This is a genomic window from Marinobacter sp. C1S70 (genome assembly GCF_000475355.1).
Taxonomy (GTDB): domain Bacteria; phylum Pseudomonadota; class Gammaproteobacteria; order Pseudomonadales; family Oleiphilaceae; genus Marinobacter; species Marinobacter nauticus.
Window position 1 is genome coordinate 32,309 of sequence record NZ_AXBW01000015.1, and the last position, 17,809, is coordinate 50,117.

General features: G+C 58.2%; 16 protein-coding genes. 2 read left to right on the forward strand and 14 right to left on the reverse strand.

Going from position 1 to position 17,809, the window contains the following annotated elements; translation table 11 throughout:
* Nucleotides 1-35: 35 nt before the first annotated feature.
* From Q669_RS04700 to Q669_RS04750, 11 genes are all read right to left on the reverse strand, one after another.
* On the reverse strand, nucleotides 36-1,331 hold the full coding sequence (locus Q669_RS04700; protein ID WP_014422146.1) for an adenylosuccinate synthase: 1,296 nt from the start codon (nucleotides 1,329-1,331) through the stop codon (nucleotides 36-38).
* Between the two features lie 73 nt (nucleotides 1,332-1,404).
* Nucleotides 1,405-2,586: an ATP phosphoribosyltransferase regulatory subunit gene (locus tag Q669_RS04705; protein ID WP_011786210.1), complete on the reverse strand. Its 1,182-nt coding sequence runs from the start codon at nucleotides 2,584-2,586 to the stop codon at nucleotides 1,405-1,407.
* A gap of 191 nt (nucleotides 2,587-2,777) precedes the next feature.
* Complete coding sequence (hflC, locus tag Q669_RS04710) at nucleotides 2,778-3,653, reverse strand: protease modulator HflC (RefSeq protein ID WP_011786211.1); 876 nt, start codon at nucleotides 3,651-3,653, stop codon at nucleotides 2,778-2,780.
* 3 nt (nucleotides 3,654-3,656) lie between these two features.
* A complete protein-coding gene (hflK, locus tag Q669_RS04715) occupies nucleotides 3,657-4,841 on the reverse strand; it encodes an FtsH protease activity modulator HflK (protein WP_022991411.1) in 1,185 nt (394 codons plus the stop codon).
* Nucleotides 4,842-4,919: 78 nt separating this feature from the next.
* Entirely contained in the window at nucleotides 4,920-6,218 is a 1,299-nt protein-coding gene (gene hflX, locus Q669_RS04720) for a ribosome rescue GTPase HflX (protein WP_022991412.1), read from the reverse strand.
* A gap of 94 nt (nucleotides 6,219-6,312) precedes the next feature.
* On the reverse strand, nucleotides 6,313-6,564 hold the full coding sequence (gene hfq / locus Q669_RS04725) for an RNA chaperone Hfq (protein WP_011786214.1): 252 nt from the start codon (nucleotides 6,562-6,564) through the stop codon (nucleotides 6,313-6,315).
* A gap of 37 nt (nucleotides 6,565-6,601) precedes the next feature.
* Nucleotides 6,602-7,591, reverse strand: coding sequence for a tRNA (adenosine(37)-N6)-dimethylallyltransferase MiaA (gene miaA / locus Q669_RS04730; protein ID WP_220150698.1), 990 nt, complete (start codon nucleotides 7,589-7,591; stop codon nucleotides 6,602-6,604).
* A gap of 57 nt (nucleotides 7,592-7,648) precedes the next feature.
* Nucleotides 7,649-9,538 carry a DNA mismatch repair endonuclease MutL gene (gene mutL / locus Q669_RS04735; protein WP_014422152.1) on the reverse strand — a complete coding sequence of 630 codons (1,890 nt, stop codon included), beginning with the start codon at nucleotides 9,536-9,538 and terminating at the stop codon, nucleotides 7,649-7,651.
* A 20-nt stretch (nucleotides 9,539-9,558) separates the two neighbouring features.
* Nucleotides 9,559-10,890 (reverse strand): N-acetylmuramoyl-L-alanine amidase, encoded by a 1,332-nt coding sequence (locus Q669_RS04740; protein WP_014422153.1) that lies wholly within the window; start codon nucleotides 10,888-10,890, stop codon nucleotides 9,559-9,561.
* Complete coding sequence (gene tsaE, locus Q669_RS04745) at nucleotides 10,887-11,384, reverse strand: tRNA (adenosine(37)-N6)-threonylcarbamoyltransferase complex ATPase subunit type 1 TsaE (protein WP_011786218.1); 498 nt, start codon at nucleotides 11,382-11,384, stop codon at nucleotides 10,887-10,889. Before tsaE ends, Q669_RS04740 begins: the two co-directional genes overlap by 4 nt.
* Nucleotides 11,381-12,943, reverse strand: coding sequence for an NAD(P)H-hydrate dehydratase (locus Q669_RS04750; RefSeq protein WP_036148858.1), 1,563 nt, complete (start codon nucleotides 12,941-12,943; stop codon nucleotides 11,381-11,383). Before Q669_RS04750 ends, tsaE begins: the two co-directional genes overlap by 4 nt.
* A 136-nt stretch (nucleotides 12,944-13,079) precedes the next feature.
* On the opposite strand from Q669_RS04750, the gene queG reads away from it, so the two are divergent.
* On the forward strand, nucleotides 13,080-14,168 hold the full coding sequence (gene queG / locus Q669_RS04755; protein ID WP_011786220.1) for a tRNA epoxyqueuosine(34) reductase QueG: 1,089 nt from the start codon (nucleotides 13,080-13,082) through the stop codon (nucleotides 14,166-14,168).
* Here the strand turns inward: queG and orn are convergent.
* Complete coding sequence (gene orn, locus Q669_RS04760; protein ID WP_011786221.1) at nucleotides 14,163-14,705, reverse strand: oligoribonuclease; 543 nt, start codon at nucleotides 14,703-14,705, stop codon at nucleotides 14,163-14,165. The genes queG and orn overlap by 6 nt on opposite strands.
* Nucleotides 14,706-14,810: 105 nt before the next feature.
* On the opposite strand from orn, the gene rsgA reads away from it, so the two are divergent.
* A complete protein-coding gene (rsgA, locus tag Q669_RS04765) occupies nucleotides 14,811-15,866 on the forward strand; it encodes a small ribosomal subunit biogenesis GTPase RsgA (RefSeq protein WP_011786222.1) in 1,056 nt (351 codons plus the stop codon).
* Nucleotides 15,867-15,880: 14 nt separating this feature from the next.
* Here the strand turns inward: rsgA and motB are convergent, their stop codons facing one another.
* Complete coding sequence (gene motB, locus Q669_RS04770) at nucleotides 15,881-16,840, reverse strand: flagellar motor protein MotB (RefSeq protein ID WP_011786223.1); 960 nt, start codon at nucleotides 16,838-16,840, stop codon at nucleotides 15,881-15,883.
* Nucleotides 16,841-16,870: 30 nt separating this feature from the next.
* Nucleotides 16,871-17,722 (reverse strand): flagellar motor stator protein MotA, encoded by an 852-nt coding sequence (motA, locus tag Q669_RS04775; RefSeq protein WP_011786224.1) that lies wholly within the window; start codon nucleotides 17,720-17,722, stop codon nucleotides 16,871-16,873.
* Nucleotides 17,723-17,809 lie beyond the last annotated feature (87 nt).

A 17,809-nucleotide genomic window follows, 5' to 3' on the forward strand; every position in this document is an offset into this window, starting at 1 on the left:
CATCCACCACAGGCGGTTTTTATTAGCTTCTGAACTTACTCTCCGAACGGATGCCGCAGAGTAATGGTTTCCACACGATCCGGACCGGTGGAAATAATATCAATCGGCGCCTCAATCTGCTCTTCCAGGAAGTGGATATAGGCCTTGGCGTTCTCCGGCAGCTGATCCACGCTGGTCAGGCCAACCGTGCTCTCGCTCCAGCCCGGCAGCTCCTCATACACCGGCTCGATATCGCTGTAGCTGTCGCAGCCGATGGGGGGACGGGTGATTTCGCCGTTCGGAGTTTTGTAGCCAATACACACCTTCACCGTTTCCAGACCGTCCAGAACGTCCAGCTTGGTCAGGCAGATACCGGACACACTGTTGATCTGGATAGCATGGCGCAGGGCGACCGCATCAAACCAGCCACAACGGCGGGAACGACCGGTGGTAGTGCCCACTTCGTTGCCCTTGACGGCGAGGTGCTTGCCCATGTCGTCAAACAGTTCGGTCGGGAACGGGCCGGAACCTACCCGGGTAGTGTAGGCCTTGGTGATACCCAGCACATAGTCCAGATACAGCGGACCAAAACCGGAGCCGGTAGCGGTGCCGCCAGCGGTGGTATTGGAGGACGTCACGTACGGATAGGTACCCAGGTCGATATCCAGCAACGAGCCCTGAGCGCCTTCGAACAGGATGTGCTCTCCGCGCTTGCGGTAGTCGTGCAAAATATCGGTTACGTCTGCGGCCATGGGCAGGATTTCCTCGCCCATCTGCTTGAGCTCTTCCAGGGCCGCATCGATATCCTCGGCCTCTTCCTTGAAGTACTCGGTGAGAACGAAGTTGTGGTACGACATGATTTCCCGCAGCTTGATCTCGAAATCGGCGGGGTTGCACAGGTCACCCAACCGAACACCCCGGCGGGAAACCTTATCCTCATACGCAGGGCCAATTCCCCGGCCGGTGGTACCAATCTTGTCATTGCCACGGGCACGTTCGCGGGCCTGATCAATACGCACGTGGGTGCGCAGGATAATCGGGCACGCCAGGCTGATTTTCAGGCGGTCACGAACGGCAACACCGTTAGCCTCCAGCTCCCGCACTTCTTTCAGCAGGGCTTCCGGCGAGAGCACCACACCGTTACCGATGAGGCACTGGACATCCTGCCGCAGTATGCCGGACGGAATCAGGTGCAGAGCCGTCTTCTTACCTTCGATCACCAGTGTGTGACCGGCATTATGCCCGCCCTGAAAGCGGACAACGGCAGCCACCTTGTCTGTCAGAAGGTCAACAATCTTGCCCTTGCCTTCATCACCCCACTGGGTGCCCAGCACAACTACGTTTTTACCCATGATTCTCTCTCAATTCAGACGGGCCAGAAGCACACGCCCTGAAGATTTACCCCGGAAATTAAACAAAAACGGCTCAGGCGATGGTTTCTACCACCCATTGGCCATCACGATTCACCAGTTGACGGTCACACCCCCGCTCCGAAGGATCCGTCTCACGATCGTCCGGCAATGCCCGGATCACCGTTTCAGTCATTCTCAGGCCGGAAATCACGCCTTCCAGCCTGGCATCGTTGTCCGCTGGCGCCCATATGGCTCCGGCTTTACGGAACGGGCGTTCGCCCAGCGACACCAGTGCGCGGATATCCAGACTGAACCCGGTGGCAGGCCGCGCGCGACCAAAGTCACTGCCAATAGCGTCATATCGGCCACCTTTCGCCACAGCATCGCCATGGCCCGGCACATAGGCCGCAAAGACCAAACCGGTGTGATAGTTGTATCCGCGCAATTCACAAAAGTCGAAGCCCAGGCTGACTTCCGGAAAATCGCGGTTCAACATGTCCGCCACTCGGGCAAGTTGATCCAGCGCCGCATCAATAGCACCGGAGGCGCCACTGAGAATTTCCCGGGCATCGGCCAGGGATTCTACCCCACCGCTGACCCTGGCCAACTGGCGCAACCTGAAACCGGCAGAGCCCGGCACACACTCACCCAGCAGGCGATCCAGCTCGGGTACGGACTTGCGTGCCATGGCATCAAACACCGCCGCTTCGGTATCACGATCAAATCCGGCGTCAGAAACCAGGCTTTCATAAATCGAAACGTGAGCCAGGTCCAGATGCAGCCTGGGCAAACCGGCCACGCGCAGGGTTTCCAGCATCAGACTGATCACTTCCATATCGGCAGCTTCGGAGCCACTGCCAAACAGCTCACAACCGGCCTGTATCGGTGTCCGTCCGGTCAGCATGTGGCGAGGTCGGGTATGCAGCACATGTCCGGCATAGCAGAGCCGGGTAATGCCGTCCTGGCCCAAGGTATGGGCGTCTATGCGGGCAGCCTGGGGCGTCATATCGGCGCGAACACCCATCATCCGACCGGTCAGCTGATCGGTCAGTTTGAACGTCTGCAGTTCCAGGTCGTGGCCTGTACCGGTAAAGAGGGATTCGAGATATTCAATCAGCGGAGGAATAACCAGCTGGTAGCCCCAGCGCTGGCAGGTATCCATAACATCCCGGCGCAGGGACTCGATCCGCCCGGCCAGCGGCGGCAGAATGTCCTCTACCCCGTCAGGCAGTAACCAGCGATCAGATACAGTCATGAGATTCTGTTGTCCGTTTCTCCCACGCTGGCCATAGGACCAGGGGGTAACTCAGGATTTAGGCGCTCGGGCTCAGAAAACCCGACACAAAACCGCCAGAATTTTACACGGTTGGCAGGCACAAAAAAACCGGAATCCAGGGGTTCAGTAAAAATTCCCCGCAGATTCCGGCTTGGCTGGTGTCAGCCGGCTCAGTTAGCGCCGGCAGGACTCTTCAGGAACTTCATAAAGTCACTGTCGGAATCAATCACCATGATGTCGTCCTTGCTGGAGAAGGTATTCTGGTACGCCTGCAGGCTGCGGTAGAAGCTGTAGAACTCCTCGTTGGCACCGTAGGCCTGAGCGTAAATGGCGGCCGCTTCCCCGTCACCTTCACCGCGTGTGGTTTCGGCTTCTGCAAAGGCGTTGGCCAGGATCACCGTTTGCTGACGGTCGGCATCAGCACGGATACCCTCGGCCAGCTCCTGCCCCCGGGAACGGAATTCCTGGGCCAGCTTCTGGCGCTCCGTGGCCATCCGCCGATAGACGTTCTCGCTCACCTGTCCGGGGAACTCGATGGCTTTCACCCGAATATCCAGGACTTCGATACCAAACTCCTTGATGGAGGTCTCGTTGACCCGATCACGTAGCGTGTGCATCAGCTCGTCCCGCTGACCGGACACCACCTCATGCATGGTACGGATACCGAATTCATCCCGGAGACCGTTGTCCACGCGAGACAGGATCAGGGTCTGCGCACGGAACTCATCGCCACCCGTGGCGCGATAGAACTGATCCACGTTAAGGATCTTCCAGGCAACATAGGAATCCACATCCAGCGGCTTCTTCTCAACCGTCAGGTACTGGCGGGAAGGCAGATCCATCGTCAGCACCCGGATATCAAACTCCCTGATCTGGTCAATAACCGGCACTTTGAAATGCAGGCCAGCCTGAATATTGGTTTCAACCAGCTCCCCGAAGCGAAGTTTCACGCCCCGATGGGTCTCAGGAATGATGTAAACACTGGACAGCACGAGCAGGACAACAATAAGGGCGCCTGCAAGGCCCACTACACCTTTAGGTCCCATAACTTATCTGCTCCTCCGGGTATTGGTGTCCTGGCGGGTGCGCAGCTCCTGCAACACCTGATCGGTCAGGGTCTGGATATCCACCTGTTGGCCACTGCTGCCGGACATCCGGCTGCCAGATGACGAAAGCGAACCCTGCGTCAGACGATCCAGGGGCAGATACATCATGTTGCCGCTGCTCTCGGTATCGACAAGGATTTTGCTGCTGTTACCCAGCACCTGCTCCAGTGCCTGGATATACATGCGCTCACGGGTAACGACCGGGGCCTGCTCATACACGGCCAGCAGCTGGTTAAAGCGTGCAGTTTCACCGCGTGCCCGCTCGATTACTTCCTGCTTGTACGCGTTGGCTTCCTCAATCATGCGCTGTGCCTGACCTCGGGCCTCGGGAACAATCTTGTTGCGGTAGGTTTCCGCTTCTTCCTTCAGACGCTGCTCATCCTCGCGAGCACGCTGAACCTCACGGAACGCGTCCTGTACCGGCGCTGGAGGCTGGGTGCTCTCGACGTTGACCCGGACAATCTCGAGGCCGGTTCCGTAATCTCTCAGGAAGCTTTGCAGGCGCTGCTCAACCCGCACGGCGAGTTCCGCCCGACCTTCAGTCAGTACGTCGTCCAGTGAAGAACTACCGACCTCATGACGCAGGGCACTATCGGTGGCAAAAGCCAGGGCCTGGTTGGAATCCCGTACATTCAGCACGTACGCCCGGGCATCACCCACGCGATACTGGACCTGAAGATCCACGGTCACCAGGTTTTCATCCTGGGTCAGCATCTGGCCAGAGGACTCGGCAGTACGGATGCTGGTAACGCGAACCTTGTTGACGGTGTCAATCAAGGGCACCTTGAAGCGGAGACCCGGCTCCTCGGTACGGTTGTATTCACCGAAGCGCAGCACCACCGCCCGCTCCTGTTCGTCAACCGTATAGAACGACTGGTAGATGACATAGCCCGCGACCAGGATGGCCGCAATGGCCAGAATGGCACCAAAACCACCTGCGCTGCCACCGGAGCTGCTGCCACCTCCAGAATTACCGCCTTTGCCGCCAAGCATGCGATTGAGCTTGTCGAGCCCTTTTTTCAGCGCTTCGTCGAGGTCTGGCGGCCCCTGATCATTGCCGCGACGACCACCACCGGTTCCCCAGGGATCGTTGTCGTTACGGTTTCCACCCGGTTCATTCCAGGCCATAGTTCTCTCCGTTCGTGTTTAATCGAATGGCTGCAAATACTAGGGATTTATCAAGGCCCCGGCAATAGCAGGGGCCGTTCAGACCGGCCGGCTTTCCAACCGGATCACGTCTTCACGCACACCGGCACGGCTCAAAAGCTGCAGCCAGTCCCGGTTCTGCAGCCGGACTTCCAGTACCTGATCGCCGTTGTCGCAATGCTCTTCGCTCAGAACCGAACCGGCCTCGTGCAGCAGCGCTCTGAGCTTGCCATCGGCCGGACCCAGGCGCACAAAGTGGTGCACCACATCCTCTGCCAGACGCTCGACGATGGCGTCAAACAGCAGCTGCAGGCCTTCACCGCTTACGGCCGACACCCAGGCTCGCACCGGCAATCCTTCTTCGTTGCGATCAATGCGGGGCTCAAAACCATCAAGCAGGTCAATCTTGTTGAACACCTGTAGCATCGGAATCTCATCGGCTCCGATTTCGGCCAGCACATTTTCCACCTGCTCGATGTTTTCATCCCGGCGGCTGTCGTGACAGTCGATCACATGCAACAGCAACGTGGCCTGCGTGGTTTCTTCCAGCGTCGCCCGGAAGGCCTCCACCAGCTTGTGCGGCAAATGCCGGATGAAGCCCACGGTGTCGGCCATTACGACCGGCCCGATGTCGGGAAGTTCCAGACGGCGCAGGGTCGGATCCAGGGTCGCGAACAACTGGTCTGCTGCATATACGCTGGAAGTGGTAATTCGGTTGAACAGCGTGGACTTGCCCGCGTTGGTGTAACCCACCAGCGACAACGTGGGTATGTCGGCACGCTTGCGTGCGCGACGGCCCTGATCCCGTTGCTTGCGGACTTTTTCCAGGCGCCGGTGAATGGATTTGATGCGTTCGCGCAGCAGCCGGCGGTCGGTTTCGAGCTGGGTTTCACCCGGCCCCCGCAAGCCGATACCCCCTTTCTGGCGCTCCAGGTGAGTCCAGCCCCGCACCAGCCGGGTAGACATATGCTCCAGCTGCGCCAGTTCCACCTGCAGCTTGCCCTCGTGGGTCCGGGCCCGCTGCGCAAAGATATCCAGGATCACGCCCGTGCGATCAAGCACCCGGCACTTGAGCTCGCGCTCAATGTTACGTTCCTGGCTCGGGCTCAGGGCATGATTGAACAGCACCACATCGGCCTCGGAAGCGGCCACGGCATCCCGGATTTCCTCAAGCTTGCCCTCTCCCACAAAAAAACGCGGGCTGGGCTGCTTCCGGGTGCCGGTTACCGTAGCAACCGGCTCTACGCCGGCGGATGTCACCAGTTCCCGGAACTCTCCCGGATCTTCGGTATCGTCGTGGGCGGTAAAATCAATGTGAACGAGAACCGCCCGTTCTCCGACATCTGGACGCTCAAACAAGTTTCATCAACTCCATAAACACAAACACCCGCGACCATTCAAGCACATAGGCTGTCCTGGAGCGCGGGTGTGAAAGCGGGAAAAGCAGGCGTTATCAGTCTTCAGACTCACCTTCACCTGCCGGGTTCTGCTGCGGTAGCCGGACGTTACGAGCAGGAACCACAGTGGAAATAGCGTGCTTGTAAACCATCTGGCTCACCGTGTTCTTGAGAAGAATCACGAACTGGTCAAAAGACTCAATCTGGCCCTGAAGCTTGATACCATTGACCAGAAAGATGGAAACCGGAATGCGTTCCTTGCGCAATGCATTGAGGTAAGGGTCTTGTAAAGAGTGCCCTTTTGACATGTGTTTTCTCCTGTTTATAAGTAAATGCAGATCGTCATTATTCAACGTTAAATGTGGTGTGAAGCCCGGATTTTTTCAAGGTATCCAGCACCACTTGCGGGTCGGCGGAGTCCAGCCAGTGCACATCTCGCCATTTTCGCAACCAGGTAAGCTGCCGTTTCGCCAACTGACGGGTGGCGGCAACGCCCTTGGCAACAAAGCTGTCGTAATCCTCGTTGCCTGACAGGTAATCCCAGGCCTGTCGATAACCCACGCAACGCATCGAGGGAAGATCGGGGCTGAGATCACCCCGCGCCATCAAGGCACGGACTTCATCAAGGAAGCCTGCTTCCAGCATTGCCAGAAACCGTTTCTGTATCCGCGAATGCAGCACAGAGCGCTCGGCAGGCGCCAGGGCAAACTGAAAAACAGTATACGGCAGGCCAGCGCTTTCGTCTGCCTGCCAGCTGGTAAAATACGTGTAATCCTCAATACCAGACTGCGGATGTTGCCCGGAAGTTCCCGATTCTGACTGCCAGAACGAGGAGATCGGCTTATCTGTAAGCCGGATCACCTCAATGGCCCGCATCAGTCGCTGGCGATTGTTGGGATGAATCAGGCGCGCAGCCTCGGGATCTTTTTCTGCCAACTCCTCATGAAGGGCGCCCCAGCCATCGCGTTCGGCTTCCCGCTCAATTTCTGCCCGCAGCGCCTGATTTGCCGAAGGCAGATTCGACATGCCATGCAGCAACGCCTTGAAGTACATCATGGTGCCACCCACCAGCAACGGGATCCGGCCACGGCCAGATATATCGCTCATGGCCGCCAACGCATCGCGGCGAAAATCCGCCGCGGAATAGGTCTCCGCCGGATCACAGATATCGATCAATCGATGTGGTGCCAGCGCGAGTTCTTCAGGCGAAGGTTTGGCAGTGCCAATGTCCATGCCACGATAAACCATCGCGGAATCCACACTGATGATTTCACAGGGCAACGTACGGCAGAGCTCAATGGCAAGATCGGTCTTGCCAGACGCAGTCGGCCCCATCAGAAAGATCGTTGGCGGCAATGAACCCTGCTGGGAGCGGTTATCGGGAATCACCGCTTAGCGCCCCCGCAGAAACAGCTTGTCCAGTTCAGACAGGGTGACCAGGGTCCAGGTGGGACGGCCATGGTTGCACTGTCCGCTGCGCTCCGTTGCTTCCATATCGCGAAGCAACGAATTCATTTCTGGAATCGTGAGCTGCCGGTTTGCCCGCACCGACCCATGGCAGGCCATGGTGCCGAGCAATTCATGGGTGACCGCTTCAACGCGATCACTCTGGCCGTGCTCAATCAGATCTGCCAGCACATCGCGCACCAGCTGCTCAGTGTCTGCCCCTCGGAGCAATGCCGGGATCTGCCGCACTGCCAACGTCTCTGGCCCGATACGCTCAATCTGCAGACCAAGGTGCTGCAGCTCTTCTCCATGGCTCTCCGCAAGCGCCGCCTCTTTCTGGCTCACTGCCAGTGACAGGGGCACCAGCAAAGGCTGGCTCTTAAGATCCTGTTCGACCAGGGCCCGCTTCATGCGCTCATAAGTAATACGCTCATGGGCGGCATGCATATCCACCACGATCAGGCCGGCACGGCTCTGGGCCAGAATGTAGATTCCGTGCAGCTGGGCAATCGCATAACCCAGTGGCGGCTCTTCCGCATCATCCCTGGGCGGCGTAACCGAAGCTGACGCCGCTGGCATTTCTGCCCGGGCAACAGGGGTTGAAACACCGCCACCCTCATTCAACGACTGGTAAAACGCCATCTGATCACTGGCCCGCCACTCCTGCTGGGGTGACTGCCCGGGCGACGACGGATAAGCCTCAGTGCGTGACTGTGTGGGCCAGGGTCCCGATGTACCCGGGGCACTAAAACCGCCAGCCGAATGCTCGGGTTCAACAACCGCAGACTCACGACCAAAGGATTGGGCCGCCGCCCCACGGAGATGATCGTCCGGGCGTACATCCGCCAGGGCTCGATGCAGAGTCCGGAAAATAAAATCGTGAACCAGCCGGCCGTCGCGGAACCGAACCTCATGCTTGGTTGGGTGAACGTTGACATCCACCGTAGCCGGATCTACCTCCAGGTACAGCACAAATGCAGGGTGACGGTTGTTGTACAGAACGTCCCGGTAGGCCTGGCGAACTGCATGGGCGACCAGTTTGTCCCGGATCACCCGGCCATTCACAAAAAAGTACTGCAGATCTGCCTGACTGCGGGAAAAGGTCGGCAGCGCCACCCAACCCCAAAGGCGCAACCCGGTGGCCTCGGCATCAATAACTACCGCATTGTCGATAAACTGCTGGCCACACAGCGAACCAATCCGACGTTCCTTGTCCAGATCCGTCTCAGCAGGGCGCAGGCTTTGCACCACTCTCTGGTTATGACGCAGGGTAAAACCGGTATCGAACCGACTCAGAGCCTGACGGCGAACACACTCTTCAACGTGGTTGAATTCGGTTTTTTCCGTGCGCAGGAATTTGCGGCGGGCAGGAGTATTGAAGAACAGATCCCTCACTTCAACCGTGGTACCCACGGGATGGGCCGCCGGTGAGATGCGAGCATCCATGTCGCGGCCTTCCACCTCAACACGGGCCGCCGCTTCCTGCAACTCGGTACGGGAGGTGAGGGTCAGGCGTGACACGGAGCTGATACTGGCCAATGCCTCACCCCGGAATCCCAGAGAGGCCACAGCCTCAAGATCATCCAGGGTCAGGATTTTGCTGGTGGCATGCCGGCTCAGGGCCAGAGGCAGGTCCGCCTCTTCAATACCGGAGCCGTCGTCACGCACCCGGATCAGTTTTGCCCCACCCTGCTCGATCTCCACATCGACGCGCGAGGCCCCGGCATCCAGGGCATTTTCAACCAGCTCTTTAACAACAGAAGCAGGACGTTCTACCACCTCCCCGGCAGCAATCTGGTTGGCAAGCCGGGGGGACAGTAACTGGATGTGGGGCATATCCGGGGACTACCTCTTGATCAGGATGAGGGGATGCGAATGGTTTGCCCTACCATAACACGATCATCGTTCATCCCGTTAAAGCGCATCAGCTCGCTGACGGTGGTCTGATTCTCCCGGGCAACGCCCGAGAGAGTATCACCTCGCTGTATCCGGTACTGGCTGACGTCGGTGCCACCCCGGTTTTGCTGTTTTTCCCAGGCCAGCAACGTGCCGGGAGGTGGTGTGCGACGAAAATACTGCTCGATGCCATCGAAAATGGCGTTGGCCAGCTTGTTGCGGTACCACTCGGACGCAAGATTCTTCTCTTCGGTCGGATTCGAGATGAAACCGGCCTCCACCAGAATCGAGGGGATGTCCGGCGACTTCAAAACCACAAATGCCGCCTGCTCCACCCCCTGTTTGTGAAGCTTGGCCACACGGCCCAACCGGCCCAGCACGGAATCTCCAACCCCCAGACTGGCGTTGATACTTGCGGTCATGGAGAGATCCAGCAATACCCCGGCCAGCATGTCATCACGGCCATCCAGAGAGACACCGCCGGCACCACCGATCAAATCTGAACGGTTCTCGCTCTGGGCGAGCCATCGAGCCGTTTCACTGGTGGCACCGCGCTGAGACAGCGCGAAGACGGATGCTCCCCGTGGCTGCGGCGTTCTGAAGGCATCGGCGTGCACCGACACGAACAGATCCGCGTTGTACTTGCGGGCCAGCAAGGTGCGGTTCCGCAAGCCCACGTAATAATCGCCTGTCCGAGTAAGCTTGGCAGTGAACCCTTTCTGCTGGTTGATCAGATCGGCCAGACGCTTTGCCATTCTCAGCACGACATCCTTTTCCCGGGTCCCCCGGGGCCCGATTGCGCCCGGATCTTCGCCGCCATGACCGGCGTCGATAACCACGATAATGTCACGCTTACCGGCAGAATCCTGGGTCACCGTCGGGCTCGTCGCCCGATCGAGACGGCTGCCCTGTTCGTCAATCAAATCGACCACCAGACGATGGCCATACTGCTGATTCGGCTCCAGCACAAAGCTGCGAGGCTTGATATCACTTTTCAGATCCAGCACCACCCGCAAATCGTTACCATTCCTTGGCGCGCTGCGAATACGCTGAATGGGGCTGCCGGAAAGGTCGACCTTGCTGAAATCCGTGCCGAGAGCAGCATCCTTCAGATCAATAACCAGCCGGGACGGTCCACTCAGAGAGAATACGTTGTGCTCAACCAGACCGGCAGTGTCCAGCACCAGGCGGGTATGATCCGGAGCCGGCCACAAACGCACCCCCTCGACACGGGTACCGGCCAAAACTGTACTGGCTGAAAGCAACAGCGCCATAATCACCAAGATTTTCATGAATCCGGCCCTATCAGTTCTATTTCATTAAGCAAGGAAGCCCCAAGCTCCGAACGGGCGCGCAATACCACAGAGCGCCCCTGACCTTCCCGTTCAAGATGGATTTCCAGATCCGGATCAGGCAAGACTCCCTGACCACGCTCCGGCCACTCAATAATCCGGATGCTCTGGCTGGCAAAATAATCCCGGATTCCCATGTATTCCAGTTCCTCGGGGTCACCCAGCCGGTACAGATCAAAATGGTACACCGGTGGTTCCAAGTGTTCGTAGGGTTCAACCAGTGTATAGGTCGGGCTCTTGACGGCACCCTCGTGGCCAAGCCCTCTCATAACACCACGGCTCAGGGTCGTCTTGCCCATCCCCAATTCGCCGTCGAGAAAAACGGTGAGGCCTTCCCGGGCATGACTGGCCAACCGGGCCAACTCACCACCAAGTTTTTCCGTCTCGGCCTCATCTTCCAGAAACAACCGGCGTTCATTACCAAAAATACTCATCGATTCCCCCGGTCACTAAAACATTCAGGCCGCTCCGACCTTACCAGCACCTGTGGCACGGCTTCGATCACATCAGCCGGGAGCAGCCCCATATAGCCTTTATTCTGCCCCGCCTCATCCGCGGCCGCCAGATGTAAAGCCGCTGAAGCCATTACCGCCTGACGGGCGGACGGAATTTGCCCGAGAAATGCCCCCAGGATGCCCGACAGCACATCGCCCATGCCCCCTGTCGCCATCCCCGGATTACCGCCCGGTATTATGCCGGGCACTCCGCTGCCGGTGGCAACAACCGTACCCGCACCTTTGAGCAGGACAATGCCATGCCACAGCTTCTGTATGCGTGCTGCCGCTCCCATCCTGTCCCCCTCGACTTCCTGAACACTGCAGCCCAGCAGCCTGGCCGCTTCTCCCGGGTGGGGCGTCAGCACATGGTTGTCCGCCGGTGCCGGGGCGCGGTCGGCCATGATGTTGAGTGCATCTGCGTCCAACACTCTGGGCTTGCCACTGGCAATAACCTGCTGCAGCATTTGCTGTCCCCAGGCGGACTGGCCGATCCCGGGTCCGCAGACCACGACATCGGGTTTCTCCAGTAAAGCCGGCAACTCAGACCCGTGGGTTACACCCCTGACCATCAACGACGGACAACGAGCCAGCGCAGCGGTAACGTATTCCGGCCGGGTGGCCAATGACACCAACCCGGCGCCGGCCCTGGAGGCCGCCTCTGCAGCCATGATACCCGCCCCGCCGAAACCGTGATCTCCCGCCACCACCAGGACATGACCGAACATGCCCTTGTGGGCGTTAGCGGGGCGTTCCGGCAACCAGGACTGGCATCGCGCCCAGGGATAAAGCTCGGCCAAGGGCATTTCCCCGCTCTGCTGACCGGCGTTAATCGCCCCCAGCGCTTCAAACATTACCTGACCACAGACACCCGCGCCTGCGCCGGTGAAGAGGCCACTCTTGGCGCCGATAAAAGTGACCGTCACATCGGCATGCACCACATCCCCTGTCGCGGCACCGGTTGTGGCATCCAGGCCGGACGGCAAATCCACCGCCAATACAGGCTTTCCGGATTGGTTCAACTGACCAATAACATTGGCAAAGGGCTCCCTGGGCGCGCCGGTTACTCCGGTACCGAGCATGGCATCTACCACCACCGCAGCGCTATCCATCCGCGCTTGCAAATCGGCATCGGACAGGGCACTGCCTTCAAGAATCTCGACACCATCGGCCCGGGCTTTCTGGCACGCAGACCGGGCGTCGCCCGTGAGCTTTTCCGTCGGCGCCACGGCAACACACGCCACATCAATGCCATGACGCTTAGCGTTGGCGGCCACCAGGTAACCATCACCGCCATTATTGCCAGCTCCGCACAACACAAGCACAGGCTGCGCACCAGGCCAGAATGCCACCAGATGGCGGAACGCCGATCTAGCTGCCGTTTGCATCAATTCGAAGCCATCCACCCCCTGCTGTTCAATCAGATAGCGATCCATCGCCCGCACCGAGTCGGCGGAATAGAGCGCTTCTGGTAGACTGTGCTCGGAAACAGAGGGCATTTGCCGGGAACTCCCAGATACAGAAACCGGTTTAAGAAAATTGGCCAGATACCTGTAAAGCATAGCAAAACAGGAAAAAAGGTCATAACTTAATCAAATTAAATCTTCGCAGGGCCGCACCTGCCAGCAGTCCACTATGGCCGTTACTCCAGAACACCCAGCTTCAGAAACGCTCCATACAGAGCTCGCGGACCTGCCTGCACAGATCCGCCGTTGGGCACGGGAGCTGGGCTTTTCCGATGCCGGGATTACCCAGGCGGAGACGGGGCCTCACGCTGAACGCCTGCAGCGCTGGCTGGCAGCAGGTTACCACGGCCAGATGGCCTACATGGCCGACCATGGCGACAAACGTTACACACCCGACTCCCTGGTACCCGGGACCACCCGGGTCATTTCCGTCCGACTGGATTACCTGCCAGCACCTGACAACCCGAAACAAGTGCTTACTGACCGGGAACGGGCCTACGTTACTCGCTACGCCCTGGGGCGCGACTACCACAAACTGATGCGCAAACGCCTGGCCACGCTGGCAAAATGGATTGACGAGGCTGTCAACGGCTATGACTACCGGGCATTTGTCGACAGCGCGCCGGTACTTGAGCGCGGACTGGCGCAACGGGCCGGACTGGGTTGGATTGGCAAAAACAACATGCTGATTCACCCCAAAGCCGGTTCGTTCTTTTTTCTGGGTGAAATCTTCACCAATGCCCCTCTGCCCCTGGATGCACCGTTCGACAGCCAACACTGCGGCTCTTGCGCTGCCTGCCTGGACGTATGCCCGACCGACGCCTTTGTAGGCCCTCACCTACTGGATGCCCGGCGCTGCATCAGCTATCTCACTATTGAACTGAAAGGACCGATCCCGGAGGAGCTGCGTTCACAAATGGGCAACCGGGTATTCGGCTGCGACGATTGTCAGTTGGTCTGCCCCTGGAACAAGTTCAACAAGCCCACCGACGAGGAAGACTTCAAACCGAGGCATGGTCTGGACAATTCATCCCTGGCGGGGCTGTTCCTGTGGACCGAGCAGGAGTTTCTGAAGCGCACGGAAGGGTCAGCAATACGGCGCACCGGCTATGAAAACTGGCTCAGGAATCTGGCGGTGGGACTGGGCAACGCCCCCAGCACCATTCCGGTGGTGGAGGCACTCAAAGCCCGGGCCGACCACCCGTCGGAACTGGTCCGCGAGCACGTGGCCTGGGCCTTGAAACAGCACGGACTATAGCTTGAAGAAATGATCCCGGTAGTGACGCAGTTCATTGATGGAGTCACGGATATCGTCCAGAGCCAGATGACTGCCCTGTTTCTTGACTCCTTCCAGCACGTCCGGGCGCCAGCGGCGGGCCAGCTCCTTTACCGTTGAGACATCGAGATTGCGGTAGTGGAAGAAGGCTTCCAGTTTGGGCATGTATTTCACCAGAAACCGCCGATCCTGACCAATACTGTTGCCACAGAGCGGGGATTGTCCTGGCTCCAGATGTTTGCCCAGAAACTCGAGGGTTTGCTGCTCGGCCTCTGCCTCGCTGATGGTACTCTCTTTGACCCGTTGGGTCAGACCACTGGCACCATGGGTGCGGGTACACCATTCATCCATCTGCTCCAGCAGGCTGTCGGGTTGATGAATGGCAATCACCGGCCCCTCTGCCACGATATTCAGCTGGGAGTCGGTGATGATGCTGGCCATCTCGATAATGCGTTCTTGCTCGGGATCCAGACCGGTCATTTCCAGGTCAATCCAGATCAGGCGGTCGCCGTTACTCATCTCGCTGTTACCTATGCCGTTTTGTCGGGTGGATGAAGTTCTGTGTATTGTCCACGATTCACGTATGATGTGATACCCAAACGCCGGTTAACCGATTGAACGCAGATGGCAAAACGACGATTGAACAAACGCCAGCAATGGCGCATCGAAAAGATCCAGAAAGAACGGACGGTGAGAGCTGCACGCAAGGAAAAAGCGGTGGAAGAACAAGCCGCCGCCGGTGAGCTTGGTCCTGAGCAGAATGGACTGGTGATTGCTCACTACGGCCAGCAACTGGATATCGAGGCGCTTGAAGGCCCGGAATCCGGGCAGGTGTTCCGCTGTTTCGTCAGAGCCAACATTGACAGCCTGGTGACCGGAGACCGGGTGGTCTGGCGCCCGGGCAAAAGCAAAACCGGCGTGATTGTTGCCCGCTGTGAACGGGAAAACCTGCTGCAGCGCCCGGACAACTTTGGCGCGCTAAAACCGGTGGCCGCCAATATCGACCATATCATTCTGGTAATTGCCCCCGAGCCCGAGCCCCACGACAACCTGATCGATCGTTATCTGGTGGCGTCTGAAAGCTCTGACATTCCGGCGGTAATCCTGCTGAACAAGACAGATCTGATTAACGACGACAACCGGGATCAGATCGAAGCCCTGCTGGCCAGATATCAGGCGCTGGGCTATGAGGTGGCGCGCACTTCAGCCGCAGAAACCGCCGGCACGCCAGCCCCGGAAGTAGAAGCTCTGGTGCGGAATCAGACCAGTGTCTTTGTGGGTCAGTCCGGCGTGGGCAAGTCTTCCATCATTCAGACACTGTTACCGGATGAACTGCTACGGGTGGGCGCGGTCTCCGAGAGTACCGGCAAAGGCGTGCATACCACCACCACGGCAAAACTGTTCCACCTGCCCGGGGGGGGCGATCTGATCGATTCTCCGGGTATCCGGGAGTTCGGTCTCTGGCACATGACGCCGCAGGAAGTGGAATACGGCTTTCGGGAAATCCGGCCGCTGATCGGGCTCTGCAAATTCCGCAACTGCCGGCATATGGGCGACCCAGGCTGCGCCCTGGATGCCGCCGCCGAGGCCGGAGATATCTCCCCGGAACGCCTGAAGAGCTTTCATCGAATCCTTCAGGATATGACCGATCAGCAGGCACGAGGGCTCAAACTGACCTGAGCCCCGGATCAAAGCTACCAATTGAGCTCGCCGGGAGCGGGTTCTTCTTTTGGCTGGAACCACTCTCCGTCTTCTAACTGCTCCCGGGCCTGCTGCTCCTGTTCCTCCGTTGGACGCGTGAGATCAATCAGCGGCTTATCGGAACGTCCGGCCCCGGTCTCAATACTGTCGGCGGTCTTTTTATTCAGGACAATAATGGAAATGCGTCGGTTCACCGGAGCCGTGGGATTGTCCTTGTCGAACAGCACCGAATCACTTAGCCCCACCACCCGGGCAATCTGCTCCAGCCGGACGCCACCGGCAACCAGTGCTCGCCGCGCGGTGTTGGCGCGATCTGCCGACAACTCCCAGTTGGTGTAACCCGGCCGGCCACTGAACGGTGTGGCGTCGGTATGGCCGGTAATACTGATTTTGTTATCGACCGAGCCGAGCTTCTTCGCCAGCTCAAAGAGAATGTCCTGGGAGTAGTACTTCAATTCATCCCGGCCACTGTCGAACATCGGACGTCCTGACCTGTCCACAATCTGGATTCTCAGTCCCTCATCCGTAATGTCTAGTAAAAGCTGGTCTTTGAATTCTTGAAGCGTATCGCTGTTCTCTATGCGTTCCTGAAACTCCTGGAACAACTGCCTCATTCTGCGTTGCTCCAGCGTATCTGCAAGCTCATCTACGACCTCATCTTCTATCTGGATGGTACTGGCTTCCTGATCCTGGGTAGCCTCTTCAATGACAGAAGCACTGCCCTCAAGGTCTACCGGATTCGGTGAGCCGCCGTCAGTAAAGCCCACAGGGTCCTTAAAGTAACCTTCTACCGCCAGCTTCTGCTCTGGGGTTGCCGTCGCGGTCAGCCAGAGCACCAGAAAAAACGCCATCATCGCGGTCGCAAAATCGGCAAACGCAACTTTCCAGGAGCCGCCGTGATGCCCGCCGACAACCTTTTTCTTGCGTTTGATGATGATCGGCTGTTCTTCCAAGATACTCTCCGAGGCTAACCAGGCTTTTTGTTACTTTGAGCGAACGTGGTCATTGAGCTCCTGAAATCCCGGTCGCTTTTCAGTAGGGAGTGCCTTGCGCCCAAATTCGATTGCCATTTGGGGAGCCTGTCCTGACACCGTCGCGACAATGGCCGATTTAACACACTCGTAGGCTTTCAGCTCATATTTGGCGGCATGCTCAAGCGCAATCGAGGTTGGCCCGACAAAACCATACCCCATCCAGATGCCGAGAAAGGTACCAACAAGTGCTGCCGCAACGCTCAAGCCGATTTTCTCCGGCCCTTCCGTGAGGAACCCCATGGTGATAACGATCCCCAGCACGGCGGCGACAATACCCAGCCCTGGCAGAGCATCAGCAATCTTGTTGACCGCATGAGCAGGCTCTTCAAGCTCGTGCTGTCGATTTTCGATTTCGTTTTCCATCATGCCTTCCAGCTCATGCGGCGCCATATTGCCGGAGCTGATGATACGCAGGTAATCGGTGATGAAATCCAACAGGTGTTTGGATTTCATAATCGCCGGATAACGACTGAAGATCTGGCTCGACTCCGGATTATCGATGTCCTCCTCAATGGCCATGACGCCCTGCTTGCGGGACTTGTCGAACACCTCATAGAGCAGACTTAACAAATCCATGTAATAGGATTTATTGAAAGGAGACCCGGTCAGCAACCGGATACACGCCTGAAACACCTCTTTTACCGTGTGTAACGGGTTGGCGATGATAAATGAACCAACGGCCGCTCCGCCGATAATCAGGATTTCTGTCGGCTGCCACAAAACCGCCAGATTGCCGCCGTGCAGAACGTACCCACCAAGAACGCACGCAACAACGACCACAGCTCCAATGATCAATAACATGGTGACTATGCACGCCTTTTGTCTGGTTAACGGCCGGGGCCGGTTACTACCCGAAGCTGGCTCAGCCGGGAACACCCAAAATGTGAT